Here is a 19,643-nt window from a genome sequence, read left to right as displayed (position 1 = left end):
CAGCGCGTGGTTCGGGACGGAGAGATGACATGCTGATTTCTCTTCACAACTGGCCGCATTCCAGCCTCGTCGGCCTGACGCCACAAGAATATGCTAACCCGTCAACTGGGGACCAAACCTGAACAAATCTAACCCAAATTAGCGGACTCCAAGAGGAGCAAGTCAATCCAGGCAGCAACAGACCAACAGCTTGACGCTCTTGACGGCAATCGAAATGCGTTGATTAATGACATCGGACTGGCTGTCACGCACGGAATTCTCAACAAAACAATAACTTGATCGGTGAAAATTCATGTCCAGCAGGAAACGACCTTGAACGGTCTTCGCTATTCTGCCGCCCGATGGTCTGGCACACTGTTCGCAGCCCTTCGGCACATAGTATGGTGCGCATTTTTTAGCGTTCTCTTTGTTACCCAATCATCAGCCGAAAACATGCCGTACCGGCTTCAACCGGGCGATGAGCTGTCTCTTAGCTATCTCGGTTTGGGACCTGCTCCTCACATCGCCACGATAGGTCCGAGCGGAGAAATTGGTTTCCCCTACCTCGGCACATTCTTCGCAGCGGGCCTCTCGCTCGGCGACCTGGAACGAGAGATCGAGCAGGCCGCGGTCGGGGTCGAGGTGCCCAACCTTCCAGGCAGAGATCCACCATTTGCCGTATTGAACGCCGAAAATCTCTTTCTTGAGATCTCTCGGTTTCGACCGATCACGATAATTGGTCAAGTCGCACAACCGGGCGCCGTCGAGTTTGCCCCCGGAATGAGCGTGCGCGGAGCAATCGGGGCTGGCGGCGGCGTTGAAATCTTCCAGGGGGGAACTGCTCCGGCATTGGAAGCGCCAGCACAGCTGCGTGCAGCTTTGGAACTACGCCGGCTTCTCCGGGCCTCACTCTTCAAAAACGAGATCCTTCTGAGAGCACCAACATCTGTGGAAGACATTCCTGAAGAAGACGTGGCCGCATTGTCGGAGTTCCTCGGGGATGAAGGCGCTTCTGCGGCGATCGAGGAAATTGGTCTTGCCATCAGTGAGCGTACCCTCGCCATTCAGGCACTCAACACGCGTATCGAACTCGTAGACCAACGCATAGAGAGACTTCGCGCCGCGTTTGACAACTACTCAAGTGCGTCAGTCACCGGGGAAGAACGCTTGGCGCGCATCCTGGAGATGATGGATAGGGGACTCACCACTGAAGAGACAGTCAACAACGTCAGGTTGGCAGCCTTGGCCGCGTCAACGCGGCTTCTGACGATAGAAAGCGATATCTTTGGGTCGCAGTCGGAGCGGGAACGGCTCCTTGCAGAGATTGAGCGGACCGAAAACGAATATCGCACCGACCTTTTCTCGCAAAACCAAGATCTAAACCGGGAGTTATCGCAGCTTGAAGGACGTATTGAAGGCCTTCAAGCCGTGCTCCTCGGAAGCGGCGGCGCAGTTTCGCAACAAGTCGACACATCAGTTGAGGTGTTCATCTACCGTGGTTCACCAGATGCCGAAGAGGGACGACTGGCTGCGATGAATGAAGCGGTGCAGCCGGGTGACATCATTGAAGTGACGGTGACAATGAATGACGATTGACCGCCACGCAATTTCGACATTTTGAAGTCTGAAGTCACACAAATAGACCGTGCTGAATCTGCCCTGAGATCCTCTTCCTCCTCCAATTTGGAGTAGAGTCCGTCCCAACGAAGGAGACAGACGGTGAAGAGAAGCCGTTTCAGCGAAGAACAGATCACCGCGATCCTGAAGCAGCAGGAGAGCGGCGTCGCGACGGCAGAGTTGTGCCAGGAGCACGGGATCAGCTCGGCGACGTTCTACAAATGGAAGTCGAAGTTCGGCGGGCTTGAAGTGTCGGATGCCCGACGGCTGAAGGCGCTGGAGGACGAGAACGCGAAGCTGAAGAAGCTGTTGGCCGAGTAAATGCTGGACAACGCCATGTTGAAGGATGCAGCCGGGTCGCGAAAGTGGTAACGCCCGCGGCCAGGCGGGAAGCCATGGCGCATCTTTGCACAGCGCATCAGGTCAGATGTAGTCTATGAGAGCATGAACCCTGTCGATAAAGTCGCTTGGGAAGAACCAAACAGTCTCCGGCAAAACCGCGGCGGTTCCAGGAGAAGTGCGCGGTTCTCCGCAAGGGTTCAGACATGACCCGGCAACTATATCGGCGCAGGCGCTCTGCTGGATAGTCTTCCGCCGATCGTGCGCGCTAACCACTAACTTCGAAGTTCGGGGCAGAAATACTGATCCAGCTTATAATATCTATAGGCCTTCAAGCAATTTCTACAGGGCTACTCGTAGTTTGGATGAACCGAAAAGGCGCCTGCGCTTGACCCAGGTCATACTGCGACCGCTAAGGTTTCTTGATCGGCGGATTGTACGTGCGCATGACCTCAAGCGGGCGTTTCTGGGAGTACGCGACCATAGCATCGGGATCTGGGTAACCTACTGCCATAAACATCACCGGTCGTTCGTAACCCTTTAATCCCAAGACCTTCTCCGCCCGCCTCTCATGGCTCTCGATATCCGGCCAGTTGCAAATGCAGGAACTAAGACCGAGGGTTTCCAGTGCGTATGAGAACGACATCGCAGCAAGCCCGCCGTCGATATAGATTACGTGCCGGTCCTTCTCACTGTAGAAAGCATCCAACGATCCCACGATGGCGATCATTACTGGGATCTGATGCTTCCAGCCAATAGTGCCCCCTGGCAGAGACGACACCGTGGCTATCATTTCGGGGTCATCGAAGACGAGGAACCTGAAGGGTTGACGGTTACAAGCGCTCGGAGAAAGCCCCGCCAGACCGAAGGCCTTATCCAGCAGCTCGCGGGGCACGGGCTTTTGCTCGAACCAGCGTACCGAGCGCCGCTTGATAGCCAATTGCTCCAGCTGTTCGAAGGAGACAGGATGCTCGTCGAGGTTGCGCTTGTAAGGAATCCGGTCCCCGGCAGCGCTACGTTCTGTCGGAGCCGGACACTTGTCGAATACCTTACGTGCATGATCAAGTACTGGATCTTCCGCGACAACTCTGAAGTACTCGCTCAGCACGTCGAAGGCCCAGTGGAGGGAGTCGGCCGAGCTCTCAGCGGAGCGTTCGGGTGCGTCGACCACCTTGCGGTACACATTGACCGTTTCGAGGATGTAGTCCTTCGCGAACACTGGACGCCGGGGGCGCATCGAAAGGCCCTTTTCAAGCCGGTGGATATTTCTGCGCATCAAGAATACGTTCGCGTCGTCCTCTTGAAGCTCCGCGTGGTACTTCGCCAGCCCGAGCAGCACAGCACGCTCCTCACGTTGAAATTGCCGTGATAGCAGCGAGTAGTACGCAGTCGCCAAAGGCTTCGCCGATGAGGCAATTCTCAGGCCGCTGGTCTGTGCCGAAGTGGCCAAGCGGACCGCCCCGGAGTCCCTGAACAATAGGCGGGCATCGCGCAGACGATCAATCTGGCTCTTGGATAGCATATTCTTCACTAGCGCTTTCATCTTAAACAATCCTCGGTAAACAAATCGTTTCCAGAACTCGATAGGACCCCACGAACGCAACAGTCCGTCATCGCATCGGTCTTTGTTTCTTCCTGTCGCCTGCTCGGAGCCAGAGACATAGGCCTACACAAACCTGAGCATGCAGAAAGCAATGCGGTCTTAGACGCGCCGACGGGAAGCAGAGTGAAGGGTGCTTGCATGGTTCGTCAGGGTTCAACAGTTATTAATCGGGTGTTCGCCGGTCGCGGGTCATGCCCAGAAAAACAATTATTACAATGCTTTGGCACTCGCTTGTCGCCTTTCTTAAGCGGGGTGCCGATTCCGCCGACTGTCCACACTTCAGTTGAAATACGAACCGCCATCTCGTTCATCACTACAATCATCCGCTCTGTTGAACGGTCCACTCATGATCATAAAAATTAGGAAACCTATTTGCAAAAGAATAATTTCCAACGTCCCTCTACACGGATGTCAGCTGTGCAAATCAAGCAGTTCCGGTCCGAGGATAGCCGCCAATCCTGCTCGAGCGAGAAGGTGTCCAGCCGTACAGTCCAGGCATCTGGTGGATCGGATCAAGGATGAAACGATCCGGCTCTGGCGTCCAGACCTTGCAGATGTACTCGTATGGCTTGAGGCCGCCGAAGGTCTTTCATCCGCCCGCGAGGGTGTAAGCCGTGATGAAGTCGCCGACGTGTGTTCGGAGCTGTTCGTAGCTGTCGTAATGGACATGTTTGACGGTCGACTGCGTGATCGCGCGGTTCATCCGCTCGACCTGGCCCTGTTCCGCGGATGGTTTGGCTGGTCAGGCGGTGGCCATACCACCTAGATAAACCGTTGTAGTCGCCATATCGGTCCGTTGGCGGTATTCGTGCAAAACGGTCATTGGACGGAACTATGGGTTTCACGGCATCGGTTTCTCGCCAGCAATTAGCAGTCGTTCGCGTGTCAACGCCACCCGCAGATGGCGGAAGAAGGTCATGATGCGTACGTTCCCCTTCATCTCACGCCGATACAGCAGCCATAGACGTTGCGACGGGTCGGTCACGGGTTCACCGCATCGCTGCAAGCGCGCGTCGAGATCGCCGACGGCGCAGGGCAAAAGGCCGACGCCGAGTCCGCCCGTGATGGCGGAGTATTGCATCGTCAGGCTGCCGACGCGGTGGAGGCGATGACGGGCTGCCGTCGCCAGCCTGTCGAAACCGCCGACCGGCGTATGCCTCAAACCGCTCGTCAGCCCGATCCAGGGAAGATCTTGCTCTTTATCCCGATCAAGCGCGCTTCTCGCCGCGTAGGGCGCGAAAGCTGCCTGACCGAGGTCGACGCCGATCTGTCCCGCCGGCGGTGATTTCGTCAGGGTGAGGGCCACATGCGCGTCGCCCCGCGTCAGTCTTTCCGGCGTCTGAGCGGCCAGAAGCGAAATTTCCACATCGCGATGGGCCGCGCAGAACGCTGCGAGAAGGGGCATGAGGACGGTCGCGGCTAGATCCGGCACAGCGAAACGGATCATGCCGGACATGCCGCCCTCGAACGCGGCTGCGCTCGTCATTGCGGAAGCGATCCTTGCCTCGACCTCTTCCGCCGCCTCCGCCAGATCGCGACCCGCGTCGGTCGCGACATATCCGTCCGTTCGCTTCACGAACAGGACCACGCCGAGCGAACGCTCAATCGCCGCGATGCGGCGGAGCACCGTCGAATGGCTGATGCCCAGATGCCGCGCGGCCGTCGAGACGGCTCCCGCGCGCCGGACCTCCAGGCAAAGACGCAGGTCGTCCCATGCTACGGTTTCGAAATCGGACGCCAAAAGACCCGCTCCTGGTGCGCACAACCGTTGTGCGCGTCAGTGAATACCAATGACATTGGTCATGGTCCATCTGTTATGGCCTGAACATGTGGAACGGAGCCGTGATTTTGACCGGACGACCCTTTGCAGTCCTATCGCTTGTGACGCTCGCCGCCTGTGGTACGGAGGCTGATACCGTCGAGGTTCCCTTTGCCGGTTTCGCCGGGGATCTCCTCGTTCTGGCCGATACCGATATGCCTGCCTTCGCCTATGCCAATGGCATACTTGAGCCGAGGATTGAAGAGAACGACGCAGTCTACGTCCTTAGGGGTGGCTCAGAACCTCGCGTGGATACACGTTTGACAGCCTCGAATACGGTCACCACTTGGCCCAATGCAATGGCTGTCTCGCCAGACGGGCGCTTCGCCTTCGTGATCGAGGGCCGCAAAGGTGCGCCGCCGGATGTAGACACCGTTGATGACCTTCAAGAGGCGCTGCCGCCGGGCGACCGGTTGACGATCTTGTCGCGCGGATCAGGGGGATCGTGGGCGCGCCTTGGAGAGGTTGAGACCGCATCCCGGCCGACGGGGGTCGCCTTGGCACCGGATGGGCGGCACCTTGTGATCAGCACAGCCACCCCCGGCGCTGCCCTGCAATTCTTCGAACTGGAAGGCGGTAGACCGGCGAGCCCGGTTCAGGTCGACGTGCCCGTGGCAGGCGGTGTCGGACCGGACGCAGGCACGATAACCGCCTTGGCCTGGCATCCGCAAGAAGATGTCCTCGCCCTCAACATGGGCGGAGACGCGGTCGGCTTTGCACGCGTGCAACGGGGATCCGACGGAGCGATAACCGGAGCAACCATCGAGGTCGTGGTGACCGACGTCGGTGAGTTGCTCAGCGTCTTGCGCTGGTCGCCCGATGGGCGCGTCCTCTATGCACTCGACACGGGCTGGGGACCGCGCACCGTCGACCGGGTGCTGAACGGGCCGGGATCGATCCATGTGATCGGTTGGGACGGCAGCGCCCCGCGGCTGATTGCATCGGTTGCGTCGGGCCGCAGTTCGGAAAACTTCGCTCTCTCGCAGGATGGCGTCTTGCTGGCGACGCTCAACATGGAAAGGACCTACCTTCCATCCGGCCTTCCCACCGGCCTGATCCGGGGTCGAAACGCTTCGTCCGTTTCGCTCTTTTACGTCGATCCGTCTACCGGAACTCCCGAGCAAGTGGGAGGATCTGTGGCGTTCAGGGGCGTGTTGCCGCAGGGTATCGCGTTCGATCGCACCGGGCGCAGCCTGGCGGTCACCGTCTTTCAGGACCACGATGCCATGTCCACGACAGGATGGGTCGAGTACTTTCGGGTCGAGGGGAACGGAACCGGTGCACGCCTGAGACCGACCGGCCACCGCGTTATGACGTCACGCGGGGCGCATGACCTGGTGCTGCTGCCGTGAAATGGATCCGCGCGCTCGCGATTGCGGCAGGAGCCCTTCTCGTCGCTTTACTCGTTTTCGTTGCGGTTCCTTCGCCTATTGATCCCCTGCCTTACGAGCCCGAGCCGGGCCATCCCCTGGATGGTCCTTTCGCGCCGAATACCGTGCTCCGCAGGGCCGAAATGATCGCCGACGGCCGTCTGGATATCCCTGAAGATGTGGCGTTTGATTCAAGCGGCAGGCTCTATACCGGAACCCATGACGGGTGGATCCGGAGAATCACCCTGAGCGAAGGCGCCGAGATCGTCGAGCGCTTCGCGAACGTCGGGGGGCATCCACTTGGCCTGATCTTTGGACCGGACGACACGCTCTATGTCGCCAATCACGGGGTCGGGCTTCAGGCGGTCGCGCCCGACGGCTCCGTACACCTTCTGACCGACAGTTTCGGCGCTCGGCCGATCCTCTTCGCGGATGATCTCGATATCGCGTCCGACGGCATCGTTTACTTCTCGGACGCCAGCGCCGCGTTCAACAACACGACGCTCGACGCAGGGCCACCCTATCTTCCCTTCGACATGCTCGAGGCCCGACCGCATGGTGCGCTCTACGCCTTCGACACGAACACGGGGGAGACGAGCCTTCTCCTCGACGACATGTATTTCGCAAACGGCGTCGCGCTGACATCCGACGAGACCGCAGTCCTCGTCGTGGAGACATCACGCTACCGGGTTCGCCGCCTCTGGCTTTCCGGACCCGAGGCGGGGCGTTCAGATATCCTCATCGACGGTCTTCCCGGCTTCGCCGACGGGATCTCTGCCGACGCGGGAGGACGGCTCTATATCAGCATCCAGGCGCTGCGTTCGGAAATTCTCGACCGAATGCTGCATCCGCAGCCCTGGCTAAAGGCATTGCTTGCGAAGCTTCCGCAAACTTTTTGGGTCCGGCCACGGCGCTATGGCTTGGTGGTCGCTTACGACGAACTTAGCGGCGCGCCGCTCGGAGCGCTCCACGATCCAGACGGGCAGCGCGTCTTCAGCGTCGCCAATGCCGTGCCGCACGGTGATAGGCTCTATCTCGGAAGTCTCTCTAACGACGCTGTCGCTGTGCTCGACAATCCATTCCTTCAATGAGATCGCAGCGGAAGCTCATTCGGGCCATAGCATGGTTGTCTTGGTTCAACACACTCGGTGCTCGCAACAGAGGTAAGGCCGATGGACCTCCGCCAGTTCCATATCTTTTCGCCGTGACCGACTCCGGAAGAACCCGCGTTATCAGCTGACCCCGCCGAGGTTTGGTCGTCTTGGCGCTGTGGCGGAGGTTTAGTGCTCAGCTTCGTCCAAAGCTGCGCGCCATTTCACCTACCTGGGTCGGTTTCCACGGCTCTCCCGGTCCGTGTCGTTGGTGAAAATCCGAGCAAACCGACCGCCGGGCGCATGTGACGACGAGTTCTGGTGCATTCAGGCGGTCGCCGGATCCGGTGCTTTTCGGGAACCAACGGAGCGGCAGTGGTGAGGCCATGCCCTGAGCCCGCGACCGATCAATACGCGATGCCGCTTATTGGCGGGCCTTACGCGGCTGCGGCGGCGAGGGTCGTTGGCGTGTGCATCTCGTCGTAGAGGGTGCGCATTACCGCCTCGCGATCCCAGTCGCGGGTGGCTTTGAGGAACTCATGCACCGCGTGATCGCCGCACCAATAGGCAAAGAGGAAAGGCGCCCGCAATTCGTGGGACAGGAAGGCGAGGCGGCGGCGCGTGACCTTTGTGCTCTGGAACGACGGGGCGGCGGTTGCGGCGGCGGCCTCGTCGATCGACGCGCCTTCCTCGAACACCATCCAGGCGGCGTTGCACCGCAGGGCGCTGCGGATTCGCTGCAAGGCGATGCCGGCGACATCCGCGGGGCCGTCGATCCAGTCCAGAAGCTCGATCCCGTTATCCGCGATCCCCTCGAAAAGCGCGCTGGAGGCGGAGTTCGTCACTACCTGTGCGCCGTCGAGCGGCATTTCGCCACGGGCCACCAGCGCCTCCCGCCGGGCGAGATGCACCAGATGGCCGGGAAACGCCTCGTGGGTGGCAAGGTGTTTCAGGTCGGCGAGCGTATAGCTGAACTCGAGGTTCAGCCACAGATGACGGCCCGGATAGTCGCAATAGGCGGCATAGGGCTTATCGTAAACCGCCTCTGGGCTGATCCAGTCGTCACCGATGTCGAAGACAAGCCGGCGGGAGCGCGCCTGAGCCTCCCGCTGGAGCGATGAGAGGCGGGGCAGAACCTCCTCGGACGGCACGGCAATGGATTCCTCCCACGCCGCGACATCGGTGCTCAGATCCCCGCTTCGATACCCCAGATCGTCAAGCGCGTCGCGGAGTTCGGCGCGGTAGCCGTCCAGGAAAGCGGCGGGTATCGGCGCGGGCGTGACCCGAAGCTGGTCCCGCAGCCGCTCCGCGAAGCCGAGTTTCCGGCCCGAGAACATGCGCGCAAGCGATGCCAGGGACAGCGTCATTTCGGTCAGCCAACCCTCCCGCTGCGCATTTTCCGCCTCGCCGGGAATGCGGGCGAGCAGGGCGCTGATTGCGGCCTCTGCCTCTGGCCAGTCGCGGAAGCGGCGCGGCGAAACCGGTGCAACGGCCACGGGGATCAGGCCTTCGGCATCCAGCACGTCGCCGTCCGACAGCCCCGCACGATAGAGCAGATCGACACCTGCCGTGATTTCCGCAAGATCGCGCCCGAGTTTCATGTCGTTCTCTCCTGAAGAGTGTTCTTCGCAAAAGCGCCCCGCGCCATGATCGCCCTGAAATGCGCGCCGTCGCCGCCCAGAAGTCCGATATCGGCAAGCGGGTCGTCATCCAGGACCAGCAGATCGGCCGAGGCGCCCGGTGCGATCACACCGGCGCGCCCGGTCAAGCCGCAAAGCTCCGCGCCGATGCTCGTCAGGGAGCGGATGATCTCCGCCGCGGACAGAACCTCGGCCAGCAGTTCCAGTTCGAGGCAATGGTATTTGCGCAGCTCCCCCAACAGGTCCGAACCGAAGGCCATCGGGAGGCCCGCCTGCTGCATGATCGACAGGGAGCGGCGGCCGCCCTCGCGCACGGTGTCGATCTTGGCGATGCTCTCGGGGCCGAGCCCAAGCGCCTCACCCTCGCGGGCGAGCGCTTCGTAGGCGACCAGCGTAGGCACGGCGATACAGCCCCGGCTGGCCGCTTCGGCCGCGGTTTCAGCTTCGATCAGATTGCAATGTTCCAGCGAGCGCACGCCAAGATCGACGCAACGGCGGATCGCCGCGTCGGTATAGACGTGGGCGGCCACATAGAGCCCGGCATTCCCGGCTTCCTCCACCGCTGCCTCGATCTCGGCCCGGGAGAATTGCAGGGAATGGATCGGGTCGTTGGGTGAACTGACCCCACCATTGGCCATGATCTTGATGAACGCGGCCCCCTCCTTGATATAAGTGCGGCAGATCCTGCGAACCTCATCCACCCCATCCACCAGCACACCCATCGAGCCGAGGCGATCGGACATGATGCCGGGCCGGTCATCGGTACGCTGGCGCAGGTCGCAATGACCACCGGTGGTGGACAGACCCTTGCCGCAGATCACCAGCCTCGGGCCTGAAACCAACCCTTCCTCGACCGCACGAACAAGCCCCTGATCGGCGCCACCCAGATCGCGGATGGTGGTGAAGCCGCGCCCCAGTGTTTCCGTCAGCACCTCCGCCGCGCGCAATGCCGCCAGCGAGGAGGGGGCGATCATGTTGCCCCAGAGATCAAGCGACCAGGCGACGACATGCATGTGACAGTCGATCATCCCGGGCATCACGACCTTGCCGTCAAGCGCGATCTGTCTTGCGCCCTCGGCTGTGGGGATACCGGTCCCGATATCGGCGATGCGGTCTCCCTTGATCAGGATCGAGGCGTTGTCGCGCAGGCGACCGGCCTCCGGGTCGAGAAGGCGGGCGCCGGTGAGGAGGAGGGGGCGTTCGGTCATGTCGTGGCTCATCGGTTGTGGCAGGCGACAAGGCGGGTTCCGTCGCGCGGGGTCAGGGGCGGCGCCTCGCGCGCGCAGATGTCGGATGCGAGCGGGCAGCGAGTGCGAAAGGCACATCCTGCGGGGATCGACGTTGCCGAGGGTACGTCATCGTTGCTCACGGTGAAATTGCGCCGCTTGCGGGGGTCGAGCGAGGGCGTGGAACTGAGCAGAAGCTCGGTATAGGGATGGGTCGGGTTGGCGAAGATCGCCTGCCTGTCGGCCATTTCCACGATCTTACCCAGATACATCACCGCCACCTTGTGGGAGATGTGTTCGACGACGCCCAGATCATGGCTGATGAACAGGAACGAAACCCCTAGTTCGGCTTGCAGATCGTTGAGAAGATTGAGAATCTGCGCCTGAACCGAGACATCCAGCGCCGAGACGGGTTCGTCGCAGACGATCACGTCCGGTTTCAGCATCAACGCCCGGGCAATGCCGATCCGCTGGCGTTGCCCCCCGGAAAACTGGTGTGGAAAGCTCGCCGACTGATCCGGGCGCAGCCCGACCCGCGCCATCATGTCGAGCACCATCTGCGGGCGTTCCGCCGGCGCGCCGATCCCGTGGATGTCGAGCGGCGCGCGCAGGATATCGCGCACCCGCTGGCGCGGGTTGAGGGAGGAGAACGGGTCCTGAAAGACAATCTGCATGCGCTGGCGATACGTCGCCAGATCGCGCCCGGTCTTGCTTCCGACGCGCGCGCCGTCGAACATCACCTTGCCTTCGGTCGCCGCCACCAGCCCGGCAAGTGCCAGCCCGGTTGTGGATTTGCCGCAGCCGCTTTCGCCGACCAGCCCCACCGTTTCCGAGCGCCCGATATCGAAGCTGACCCCGTCGACCGCGCGCACGGTGCCCACCTGACGCTGAAAGACGCCCTTTCTGATCGGGAAGTGAACCTTCAGATCGCGGACCGACAGCACGGGCCCGTTGATATCGGAGGTGTCAGGCGTCATGGGTCACATTCCAGCAGGCGGCCAAATGGCCGGGGCGATGCGCCCGCAGGGGCGGGGTTTCGGCGCTGCATTGCGCGGTGGCCAGCGGGCAACGGGGCGCGAAGGCGCAGCCTTCGGGCAGGTTCCAGAGCGGGGGGACCGTTCCGGGGATATCCGTCAGACGCCCGACACCGCCGACATGGGGGATCGCGCCCATCAGCCCGCGCGTATAGGGGTGAAGCGGCGCATCGAACAGATCGGTGATCGCCGCCTCTTCGACCCTGCGCCCGGCATACATCACGATGACCCGGTCGGCGATCTCGGCGACCACGGCAAGATCATGGGTGATGAGCACGACCGCAGTGCCGTGTTCCCGCTGAAGATTGGCCATCAGGCCGAGGATCTGGGCCTGCACCGTCACATCCAGTGCGGTGGTGGGTTCGTCGGCCACGATGACCGCCGGATCGCAGCAGAGCGCCAGGGCGATCATCGCCCTTTGTCGCATGCCGCCCGACAGCTCATGGGGGTATTGCTGCGCCCGCTGTTCCGCATCGGGCATCTGCACCCCCCTGAGCGCCTGCACGGCGGCGGCCCAACCGGCCTTGCGGGACAGGCCCCGGTGACGGCAGACGGCCTCGGCGATCTGCGCGCCGACGGTCATCACCGGATTGAGCGCGGTCAGAGGCTCCTGAAAGATCATCGCGATCCGGTCGCCGCGGATATCCTCCGCCCGCCGTTCGGAGAGGGCCAGAAGATCGGTCTCGCCCACCCGGATACTGCCGCGTTCGACATGGGCGCCGTCGGGCAACAGCCGCAGAAGCGACAGGGCGGTCATGGATTTGCCGCAGCCGCTTTCGCCCACGATGCAGAGCGTCTCCCCGGGACGCACCGCAAGCGACATGTCGTCCACCACAGTGAAACTGCCCGCCTCCGCATCGATGCGGATCCTCAGATCGCGCACCTCCAGCGCGGGCGCCCGTTCCGGCGCCGTATCCGTCATGGTCCCGGAGACCGTCTGGCTCACAGCGTCGATCCCTCCAGATTTCCGACCATCCAGCCGTAATCCCCCGCTTCAACGAGGTTGCGGGTCAGGTGGCCCATGATCATGATGCCGTTCTCGAAGGGCGCGGAGACCTCTTCCAGCACCTCGAACGTGTAGGGGCTGACAACCCGGAACAAGGGCGCGCCGCCATTGACGGGCTCCCCGAGCGGGGGCGAAAGCGGCTCGATCCAGCCCCCTGTGGTGGGCCGGATGCCGGCGATCTCGTTCACGACGATCTGTTCGCCGGGGGCTGCTTCTTCGCCCTCGATCACCCCGGCATGCCGCAGCATGTTCAGCACACCCGCGACGATGCGCTCGATATAGGGGCCCTGATCGACGATGCCACCGCCAAGTTCGATCACCGTGGCGGGAATGCCGCGGGGCATGGTGACCTCCTTGGTGGTGCCGCTGAAGGTGGTGCCCTGCTTGCCGTCATCGGGGCGGTAGAGCAGCTTCGAACCGAAGGCGCGGCTCAACCCCTCATCATTGAGCAGATAGACATAATCCACGGTGGGCCGGTCCGTTCCCGAATGCAGGTCGATATGCATGTCGATCTTGCCCAGAAACTCCCGCGTCAGGGCGGCGGCAAGCTGCTGCGAAAACGTGCCGTTCGGGTCGCCCGGAAACTGCCGGTTGAGATCGAGATGATCGATGGGGTTGAACCGCGCATTCACCGTCATTGCGCGGGCATTGACCACCGGCAGCAACCGGATCCGGCCCTTGATCTTCATGGTCTGCAGGATGCGGAAGAGATCGAGGATGGCCTGGCTGCCGCAGTTTTCATTGCCGTGAACCGATGCCGAGATCCCGACAAGGGGCCCGGCCTCCTCCCCGACCAGATCCGTCATGTGCAGGACGGCATCCGTGCCATCGGCAAGGGTGGTGACCTTCGGCGTGTGCCTGACAATTTCTTTGACCATGTTCGCTCCTGTTGGTGTCTTGCGGATCGGATCGGGTGTGTCAGCCCTTACCGCGGGTTTGCTGTCGGGGGTCGAGTATGTCGCGCAACCCGTCCCCCAGCAGGTTGAAGCCCAGCACGGTGATCATGATCGCCGCCCCGGAGATGATGGACATCCATGGCTCATCCCGGATGAACCGCGTGCCATAGCTCAGCGACCAGCCCCAGGTGGGGGCAGGGGGCGGCAATCCGAAGCCCAGAAAGCTGAGCGCGCTTTCCCAGATGATCGCGGTTCCCAGCCCGAGCGAGGCCAGAACGATGATCGGGCCCAGAGAGTTGGGCAGGATTTCCCGGAACAGGATGCGCGGCCATGACGCGCCGAGGGCGCGCGCGGCCTGCACGTAGTTCTGCTCCCGCAGAGACAAGGTGGTGGAGCGCACGACGCGTGCATATTCCGTCCAGGATACGATGATGAGAGAGACCGCCACATTGACCAGCCCGGGGCCCATCACCGCGACCACTGCCAGGACCAGCACCAGCGGCGGAAATCCCAGAAACACATCGGTGATCCGCATCAGGAGCAAATCGACCCAGCCGCCGAAATACCCCGAGATCAGGCCGACGATCGTGCCGATGACGGCCGAGGCCAGAACCGCGATCACCGCGATCGAGAGCGAGATCCGCGCGCCATGGACCAGACGGCTCCACAGGTCGCGGCCGAAATTGTCCGTGCCCAGAATGTGCTCGGAGGAGGGGCCCGAGAACCGGTTCGGCATGTCCATTTGCATCAGGTCATGGGTCGCCACCAGTGGCGCGAAGATCGCAAGCAGCAGGATGGTTGCCGTGATTGTCGCCCCGATGAGCAGGGACGCGTTGCGGAAGATCCGGGGCAGACAGAAGCTCCTTGTCCTGCGGGCGGCGGTGGCGGCGAGTTTCGGTGTGGCATCTGTCATCGGATCACCTGAGCCGGATGCGGGGGTCGACTGCGGCGTAAAGCAGATCGACCAGCAGGGTGACGCTGGCGTAGATCAGCGCGAAGGTCAGAACGATCCCCTGTATCAGCGGCAGATCCCGCTGCGAGATCGCCGAGATCGTCAATTGGCCAAGACCGGGCCACGCAAAAATCGTCTCGGTCAGGATCGCGCCGCCCAGAAGCGCGCCGAACCTCAGACCGATGACCGAAACCACCGGCAGGAGCGCGTTGCGCAGGGCGTGACGCCAGATCACCGTCCCGCGGCGGACACCCTTGGCCTTGGCGGTGCGCACGAAATCTTCCCGCAGAACTTCCAGCATGGAGGTGCGCACCAGCCGCGATATGATCGCCGCGGAGTTGAGCGCAAGAGAGACGGCCGGCAGCGCGATATGCGCCAGTGAGTCGAGCAGGGGCTGCACATTTCCCGTCAGCGCCATGCCGAGCGCGCTGATCAGCGGCTCTTCGCGGCCGATGGCGGGCAGCCATCCCAGATGGACAGCAAAGCCAAGCATCAGGAGCAGCGCAAGCCAGTAGACCGGCATCGAAATGCCGATCTGCGCGATCAGCATCGCGATGGCGTCAACGATGCCACCTTGCCGGTTTGCGGCGAGCACACCCAAGGTCACGCCGAAAACTATCGAGATCAGCAAGGCCACGACGGCCAGTTCTATCGTCGCGCCAAGGCGACCCAGAATGATGTCGGAAACCGGGGCGCTCTGGAATATGGAATACCCCATGTCCCCGCGCAGGAGGTTCGCGAAGTAGCTGCCAAGCCGGATGTACCACGGGTCGTTCAGGCCCAATGCCTCGCGCAGGGTTGCGATGCCTTCGGGCGTGGCGTCTTGGCCGAGCAGTACCGCCGCCGGATCGCCCGGGATCAGCAGCAGCAGGCAGAAGGTCACGATCACGATGCCGATCGCCATGGGCACGAAAAGCAGAAGCCGGCGGATCACATAGTCTGTCATCGGGGCACTCTCGGTTCGGGGCTGATCGGCTGTGGCGTCGTCGGCTGGTCACGCGGGTTTGCCGGCTAACCGGCGTATGCGGGCGGTCACCGCCGGGTCATTCCGGCATCGCGCCCGGGCGGCGGTTCAAGGTCGTTGGCCGGCCGCGGGCACTCCACGGCCGGCCAACGTGGGCATGTCCTATTCGGACGCGCCCATTCCAATCAGGCCACGAAACCCGCCGCGGGGAGAGGTCTCAACAACGGATACTGTCTCGGGATCATAGAAGAGCTGATAGCCCTGATAGGAAATGATGTAGTAGGGCAGCTCTTCGGCGATGATCTGCGCCGCCTCCCGGTAAGCCGCGGCCCGCGCATCCTGATCAAGTGCGGTGCGCCCGGTCAGAAGCAGCTCGTCGACCCGGGTATTGGAATACCCGCCCCAGTTCAGTCCGCCCCCGGTGGTCAGCTGCGAAAACAGCATCCGGTCCGGGTCGGTGATGCGCAGCCAGCCCAGAAGCGCGATCTGATGCTCGCCTTGCTGGACATACCCGGTCGAGAAGGAGGGCCAGTCGGTGATGCGCACGCTTGTGTCGATGCCCGCGGACTGAAACACCGCCTGAAGATACTCGACCGACTGAACGCGGTTCGGGTCTTCGCTATGCGTCGAAAGTTCGATGGAGAGTGTTTCCCCGTCCCGGTCGAGCACCCCGTCGCCGTCGCTGTCGCTCCAGCCCAGCTCTGCCAGCATCGCCACCGCGCCCGCCATATCGAATGTGGGCTGCCGGACTTCGGCATCAAACGCCCAGGACGAGGGCAGGATCACGGAGGAGGCGACCTGATCCACACCCTGATAGATCTGGTTCACGATCGTGTCCTGATCGACGAGCATCGCCAGCGCCTGACGCATCTGCGGGTCGGCCAGAAGCGGATCGGCGGTGTTGAAGTTCAGATAGGTCACGCCAAGCCCGGCCATGATCTCGGAGCCCACGCTTTCATCTGCGGCATAGCGCTGGATGTCATTGGGCGACAGCGGCGACTGGATCACGTCCAGATCCCCGGCTTCGAAGGCCTGGGCGCGGGCCGAGTTGTCGCCGACGACCTGAAGCGTCAGTTCGCCGACCTCCGGTGCGCCGGCCCAGTAGCTGTCCGACGCGGCCAGCACGATCTCGCTGCCACGGGTCCAGCTTTGCAGAACCATGGGCCCGGCGCCAATCGGCTCCAGGGCCATGTCGCCGCCGTTCTCCGCGTAATCGGACGGGACGATGCCGATGTCCAGATAGCTCAGCAGCGGCGCGTAGGGTGCTGAAAGGTTGAACCGGACCGTAAGGTCATCCACGATATCGATGCTGTCGATGGGCGTGAACAGCCCCCGCGCCGGTGAGTTGAAATCGGGATCGGTGATGGTTTCGAACGTATAGGCCACATCCTCCGCGGTGAGCGGCGAGCCGTCCGAGAAGGTCAGCCCTTCGCGCAGAGTGAACACCACCGTTGTGGGGCTTGGGCTTTCCCAGCTTTCGGCCAGATCGGGCACGGCCTCCAGCGAAGGCGTCATATGCACCAATCCCGCCGAGATCAGATTGGCCACTCGATAGGCCGTCGTGTCGCGCGCCAGCCGCGGGTCAAGCGTGCCCGCATCGACATCCGCGCCGATGACGAGGCTTTCCTGGGCCGTTGTGGCGGTCGCCGTCAGCGCGGTCAGCGCGGCGATGGCGACGCCTGTCATGAGTTTCTTTTTCATTGTTTCATCTCCCCTTGATGCAGTTCTGTTGATCGTTCGCCTTCACCCTCGCGCGCACCCATGTCGGGCCGCTCCAGGGCCTCGCGCAGCTTGGTGAGCCTGGGCACGAGTTCGTTCTCCAACACTGCCGGGTCGGGGGTGTGACGATACTCGAAGCAGGGCACGCCGGGCCGGACGAGGCGGGTGATATGATCGGCCCCGGTGGCGTAGATGACGACGTCGGATTCCGTGATCACCGCCTCTACATCGGGCGCATAGGACCAGCCCACGCGAATGTCGGCGACATGCGGCGCGAAACGCTGAACGCTCGGACGCATGATGGCGATGTAATCCTCAAGCTGCGTGATCGCGGCAACCCGTGCCCTGGGATCGATCGACGCAAGCGCCTTGCGGGTGTTGTTCGACGGAATGAACCGCAGGCCCAGAATGTTCGCGCCGCCGATAATCGCCGTCAGCTCGGTTTCCCGATGCAGGAAGGTCAGCACGATATCGGCGTCCAGGCAGCGTTTGCGGGCATTTTCGTTTTCCCGAAGGTGGTCGAATGTGACGATCGAGATGCGGTCGCTTGGCGACAGTACGGGGCGGATTTCATCCACGTAATCCGCGCCGGGCCCTTCGAACACCGCCACGAAGACGATCTTCAGTCCCGATCTGGTGCGACGAAGCTGTGCCTGCGCGTTGACCATCGCCACCAGGGTCATGCGGTTGATGCCAAGCCGCTCCGCCTTGTTCAGCAGGATCTCGATATCGGTACGCAGGGAGCCGCGACCATGGTCGGATTGTTGCGGGATCGACAGGCAGGTATAGGCTCCGCTGCCTTTGCGCATCTCAAGCAGGCCTGCGTCGCGCAGATCCTGATAGACCTGCGATACCGTTGCCTGCGCGATGCCCACATCCCGCGCCATTTGACGCACCGATGGTAGCTTGGTCCCCTTCGGCAGATCGCCGTGAGACAGCAGGTAGCTCATCAATCCGTAAAGCTGCCGGCCAACCGGAACCGGCAGGGATTTGTCGATATAGCTTGGGTCGAATGCGAGGGCCAAAGTGATATACTCGTTTAGATCACTTGAACCCTAGTAAAAATGATCGACACGAAGCAAGGATTTTCTGGACCATCAGTGTTATGGATGAGTATAACGCTTGAAATGGCCTGTATTTTTGGTCGCCGGAGCCATGCACGCCGGGTCCCTGCGCGATCATATTAAGTTTATGGGTGATTCTCGGGGGCGGTCCTGGCGGCCGGCCAACCTGGCGTTTCATCGGCGGGCACGAATGCCTGTTTGGAGGCCAACGCGCCGAAGATCGGCAAAAAGGGGAGTGTAACTATGGAATATGTCAATCTTGGCCGGACGGGGCTGAAGGTATCGCGGATTGGTCTTGGCTGCATGACGTTCGGGTCGCCGGACTGGGCGCCGTGGGTTCTGGACAAGGCGGCCTCCCGCCCGATCATCGCCAAAGCGGTCGAACTGGGTATCAACCTGTTCGACACCGCGGACATGTATTCACGCGGAGCAAGCGAAGAGGTTCTGGCGGAGGTTCTTCTTCCGATGCTGCCGCGGCACAATATCGTTCTGGCGACGAAGCTCTACAACCCGATGAGCGACGACCCCAATGACCGGGGGCTGTCGCGTAAGCATGTGATGGATTCGGTGGAGGGCAGTCTCAGACGCCTCAAGACCGATCATATCGACCTGCTGCAACTGCACCGTTTTGACTATGAAACGCCGCTGGAGGAAACGCTGGACGCGCTGAACGACGTCGTGCGCGCGGGCAAGGTGCGCTATCTCGGGGCGTCATCCATGTTCGCCTGGCAGTTCATGAAGGCAATCGGCCTGCAACGCGCCAATGGATGGGCCGAGTTCGTCTCGATGCAGCCGCATTACAACCTCATCTACCGGGAGGAGGAGCGCGAGATGCTGCCGCTCTGCCGCGCCGAGGGGGTTGGCGTCTTGCCGTGGAGCCCGCTTGCGCGCGGGGTGCTTGCCGGGGCGAGAAAATCGGTTCGCGCGGGGTCAGACGGTGTGGCGAACCAGCTTTATGACGCCTCCCGCACACAGGATGACCAGATTGCAAAGGCCGTATCAGAGCTGGCGGGGGCGCGGGGCGTTTCCATGGCCCAGATCGCCTATGCATGGGTGGCAAGCCGGCCCGGTATCACGGCCCCGCTGGTCGGAATTTCACGGGTCGAACTATTCGACGACGCGATTGCAGCCCTTGAGATCACGCTCTCGGACGAAGAGGTTGCGAAGCTGGAAGCCGCCTACAGGCCGAAACCGGTCGCGGGGCACGCGTAGCCCACGCGGCGTCTCGTTCAGCGCGCAGACCTCTGGCGCCAATCCGCGCCAGAGCAATCATGACGGTCCCTGAACAGGGCTGAACCGGAATCCCGTCGCCGGGGGAGCCGCG

Annotated in this window: 15 protein-coding genes and 2 pseudogenes; 5 read left to right on the top strand and 12 right to left on the bottom strand. The window is 62.1% G+C overall.

Annotation, left to right across the window (positions count from 1 at the left end; genetic code table 11):
• Positions 1-282: 282 nt before the first annotated feature.
• Both D9R08_RS14625 and tnpA read left to right on the top strand, forming a co-directional pair.
• Positions 283-1,575, top strand: a complete 1,293-nt coding sequence (locus D9R08_RS14625; protein ID WP_158599009.1) for a polysaccharide biosynthesis/export family protein — start codon at positions 283-285, stop codon at positions 1,573-1,575.
• 123 nt (positions 1,576-1,698) lie between these two features.
• Positions 1,699-2,003: pseudogene (gene tnpA, locus D9R08_RS14620) on the top strand (IS66 family insertion sequence element accessory protein TnpA); the annotation flags it as partial.
• A 344-nt stretch (positions 2,004-2,347) separates the two neighbouring features.
• Here tnpA and D9R08_RS14615 read toward each other — a convergent pair.
• From D9R08_RS14615 to D9R08_RS14605, 3 genes and pseudogenes are all read right to left on the bottom strand, one after another.
• Positions 2,348-3,478, bottom strand: coding sequence for a nitroreductase family protein (locus D9R08_RS14615; RefSeq protein WP_199709376.1), 1,131 nt, complete (start codon positions 3,476-3,478; stop codon positions 2,348-2,350).
• A gap of 484 nt (positions 3,479-3,962) precedes the next feature.
• Positions 3,963-4,256, bottom strand: a pseudogene (locus D9R08_RS19445) (hypothetical protein); the annotation flags it as partial.
• A gap of 123 nt (positions 4,257-4,379) precedes the next feature.
• On the bottom strand, positions 4,380-5,279 hold the full coding sequence (locus tag D9R08_RS14605) for a LysR family transcriptional regulator (RefSeq protein ID WP_158599008.1): 900 nt from the start codon (positions 5,277-5,279) through the stop codon (positions 4,380-4,382).
• A 140-nt stretch (positions 5,280-5,419) separates the two neighbouring features.
• Between D9R08_RS14605 and D9R08_RS14600 the strand changes: the two genes are divergently transcribed.
• Both D9R08_RS14600 and D9R08_RS14595 read left to right on the top strand, forming a co-directional pair.
• Positions 5,420-6,709, top strand: coding sequence for a lactonase family protein (locus tag D9R08_RS14600; RefSeq protein WP_147450690.1), 1,290 nt, complete (start codon positions 5,420-5,422; stop codon positions 6,707-6,709).
• Positions 6,706-7,818: an SMP-30/gluconolactonase/LRE family protein gene (locus tag D9R08_RS14595; RefSeq protein WP_121898795.1), complete on the top strand. Its 1,113-nt coding sequence runs from the start codon at positions 6,706-6,708 to the stop codon at positions 7,816-7,818. Before D9R08_RS14600 ends, D9R08_RS14595 begins: the two co-directional genes overlap by 4 nt.
• Positions 7,819-8,255: 437 nt before the next feature.
• Here the strand turns inward: D9R08_RS14595 and D9R08_RS14590 are convergent, their stop codons facing one another.
• The 9 genes from D9R08_RS14590 to D9R08_RS14550 form a co-directional block, all read right to left on the bottom strand.
• Entirely contained in the window at positions 8,256-9,419 is a 1,164-nt protein-coding gene (locus D9R08_RS14590) for a hypothetical protein (RefSeq protein ID WP_121898794.1), read from the bottom strand.
• Positions 9,416-10,666: a metal-dependent hydrolase family protein gene (locus tag D9R08_RS14585; protein ID WP_121898865.1), complete on the bottom strand. Its 1,251-nt coding sequence runs from the start codon at positions 10,664-10,666 to the stop codon at positions 9,416-9,418. The genes D9R08_RS14590 and D9R08_RS14585 overlap by 4 nt, the downstream gene beginning before the upstream one ends.
• Before the next feature lie 8 nt (positions 10,667-10,674).
• Positions 10,675-11,661, bottom strand: a complete 987-nt coding sequence (locus D9R08_RS14580) for an ABC transporter ATP-binding protein (RefSeq protein WP_121898793.1) — start codon at positions 11,659-11,661, stop codon at positions 10,675-10,677.
• The gene (locus D9R08_RS14575; RefSeq protein WP_121898864.1) at positions 11,651-12,640 is read right to left on the bottom strand and encodes an ABC transporter ATP-binding protein; all 990 of its coding nucleotides are present in this window, start codon (positions 12,638-12,640) and stop codon (positions 11,651-11,653) included. The genes D9R08_RS14580 and D9R08_RS14575 overlap by 11 nt, the downstream gene beginning before the upstream one ends.
• Positions 12,641-12,660: 20 nt before the next feature.
• A complete protein-coding gene (locus D9R08_RS14570; protein ID WP_121898792.1) occupies positions 12,661-13,602 on the bottom strand; it encodes a succinylglutamate desuccinylase/aspartoacylase family protein in 942 nt (313 codons plus the stop codon).
• 40 nt (positions 13,603-13,642) lie between these two features.
• Positions 13,643-14,533: an ABC transporter permease gene (locus D9R08_RS14565; protein ID WP_121898791.1), complete on the bottom strand. Its 891-nt coding sequence runs from the start codon at positions 14,531-14,533 to the stop codon at positions 13,643-13,645.
• Between the two features lie 4 nt (positions 14,534-14,537).
• Entirely contained in the window at positions 14,538-15,518 is a 981-nt protein-coding gene (locus tag D9R08_RS14560) for an ABC transporter permease (RefSeq protein WP_121898790.1), read from the bottom strand.
• 180 nt (positions 15,519-15,698) lie between these two features.
• A complete protein-coding gene (locus D9R08_RS14555; RefSeq protein ID WP_121898789.1) occupies positions 15,699-17,237 on the bottom strand; it encodes an ABC transporter substrate-binding protein in 1,539 nt (512 codons plus the stop codon).
• Positions 17,234-18,280, bottom strand: coding sequence for a GntR family transcriptional regulator (locus tag D9R08_RS14550; RefSeq protein ID WP_121898788.1), 1,047 nt, complete (start codon positions 18,278-18,280; stop codon positions 17,234-17,236). Before D9R08_RS14550 ends, D9R08_RS14555 begins: the two co-directional genes overlap by 4 nt.
• 282 nt (positions 18,281-18,562) lie before the next feature.
• On the opposite strand from D9R08_RS14550, the gene D9R08_RS14545 reads away from it, so the two are divergent.
• On the top strand, positions 18,563-19,531 hold the full coding sequence (locus D9R08_RS14545; RefSeq protein WP_121898787.1) for an aldo/keto reductase: 969 nt from the start codon (positions 18,563-18,565) through the stop codon (positions 19,529-19,531).
• Positions 19,532-19,643: the final 112 nt, after the last annotated feature.

The organism is Rhodophyticola porphyridii (genome assembly GCF_003688285.1).
Taxonomy (GTDB): Bacteria; Pseudomonadota; Alphaproteobacteria; order Rhodobacterales; family Rhodobacteraceae; genus Rhodophyticola; species Rhodophyticola porphyridii.
Note: the sequence above shows the minus strand (reverse complement) of the source record. Positions and strands in the feature narration are given on the sequence as shown.

Coding starts and splice junctions, on each gene's coding strand:
- D9R08_RS14575 (WP_121898864.1), bottom strand. CDS start 12,640: ATGACGGATACGGCGCCGGAACGGGCGCCCGCGCTGGAGGTGCGCGAT.
- D9R08_RS14585 (WP_121898865.1), bottom strand. CDS start 10,666: ATGACCGAACGCCCCCTCCTCCTCACCGGCGCCCGCCTTCTCGACCCG.
- D9R08_RS14560 (WP_121898790.1), bottom strand. CDS start 15,518: ATGACAGACTATGTGATCCGCCGGCTTCTGCTTTTCGTGCCCATGGCG.
- D9R08_RS14555 (WP_121898789.1), bottom strand. CDS start 17,237: ATGAAAAAGAAACTCATGACAGGCGTCGCCATCGCCGCGCTGACCGCG.
- D9R08_RS14590 (WP_121898794.1), bottom strand. CDS start 9,419: ATGAAACTCGGGCGCGATCTTGCGGAAATCACGGCAGGTGTCGATCTG.
- D9R08_RS14580 (WP_121898793.1), bottom strand. CDS start 11,661: ATGACGCCTGACACCTCCGATATCAACGGGCCCGTGCTGTCGGTCCGC.
- D9R08_RS14615 (WP_199709376.1), bottom strand. CDS start 3,478: ATGAAAGCGCTAGTGAAGAATATGCTATCCAAGAGCCAGATTGATCGT.
- D9R08_RS14570 (WP_121898792.1), bottom strand. CDS start 13,602: ATGGTCAAAGAAATTGTCAGGCACACGCCGAAGGTCACCACCCTTGCC.
- D9R08_RS14545 (WP_121898787.1), top strand. CDS start 18,563: ATGGAATATGTCAATCTTGGCCGGACGGGGCTGAAGGTATCGCGGATT.
- D9R08_RS14565 (WP_121898791.1), bottom strand. CDS start 14,533: ATGACAGATGCCACACCGAAACTCGCCGCCACCGCCGCCCGCAGGACA.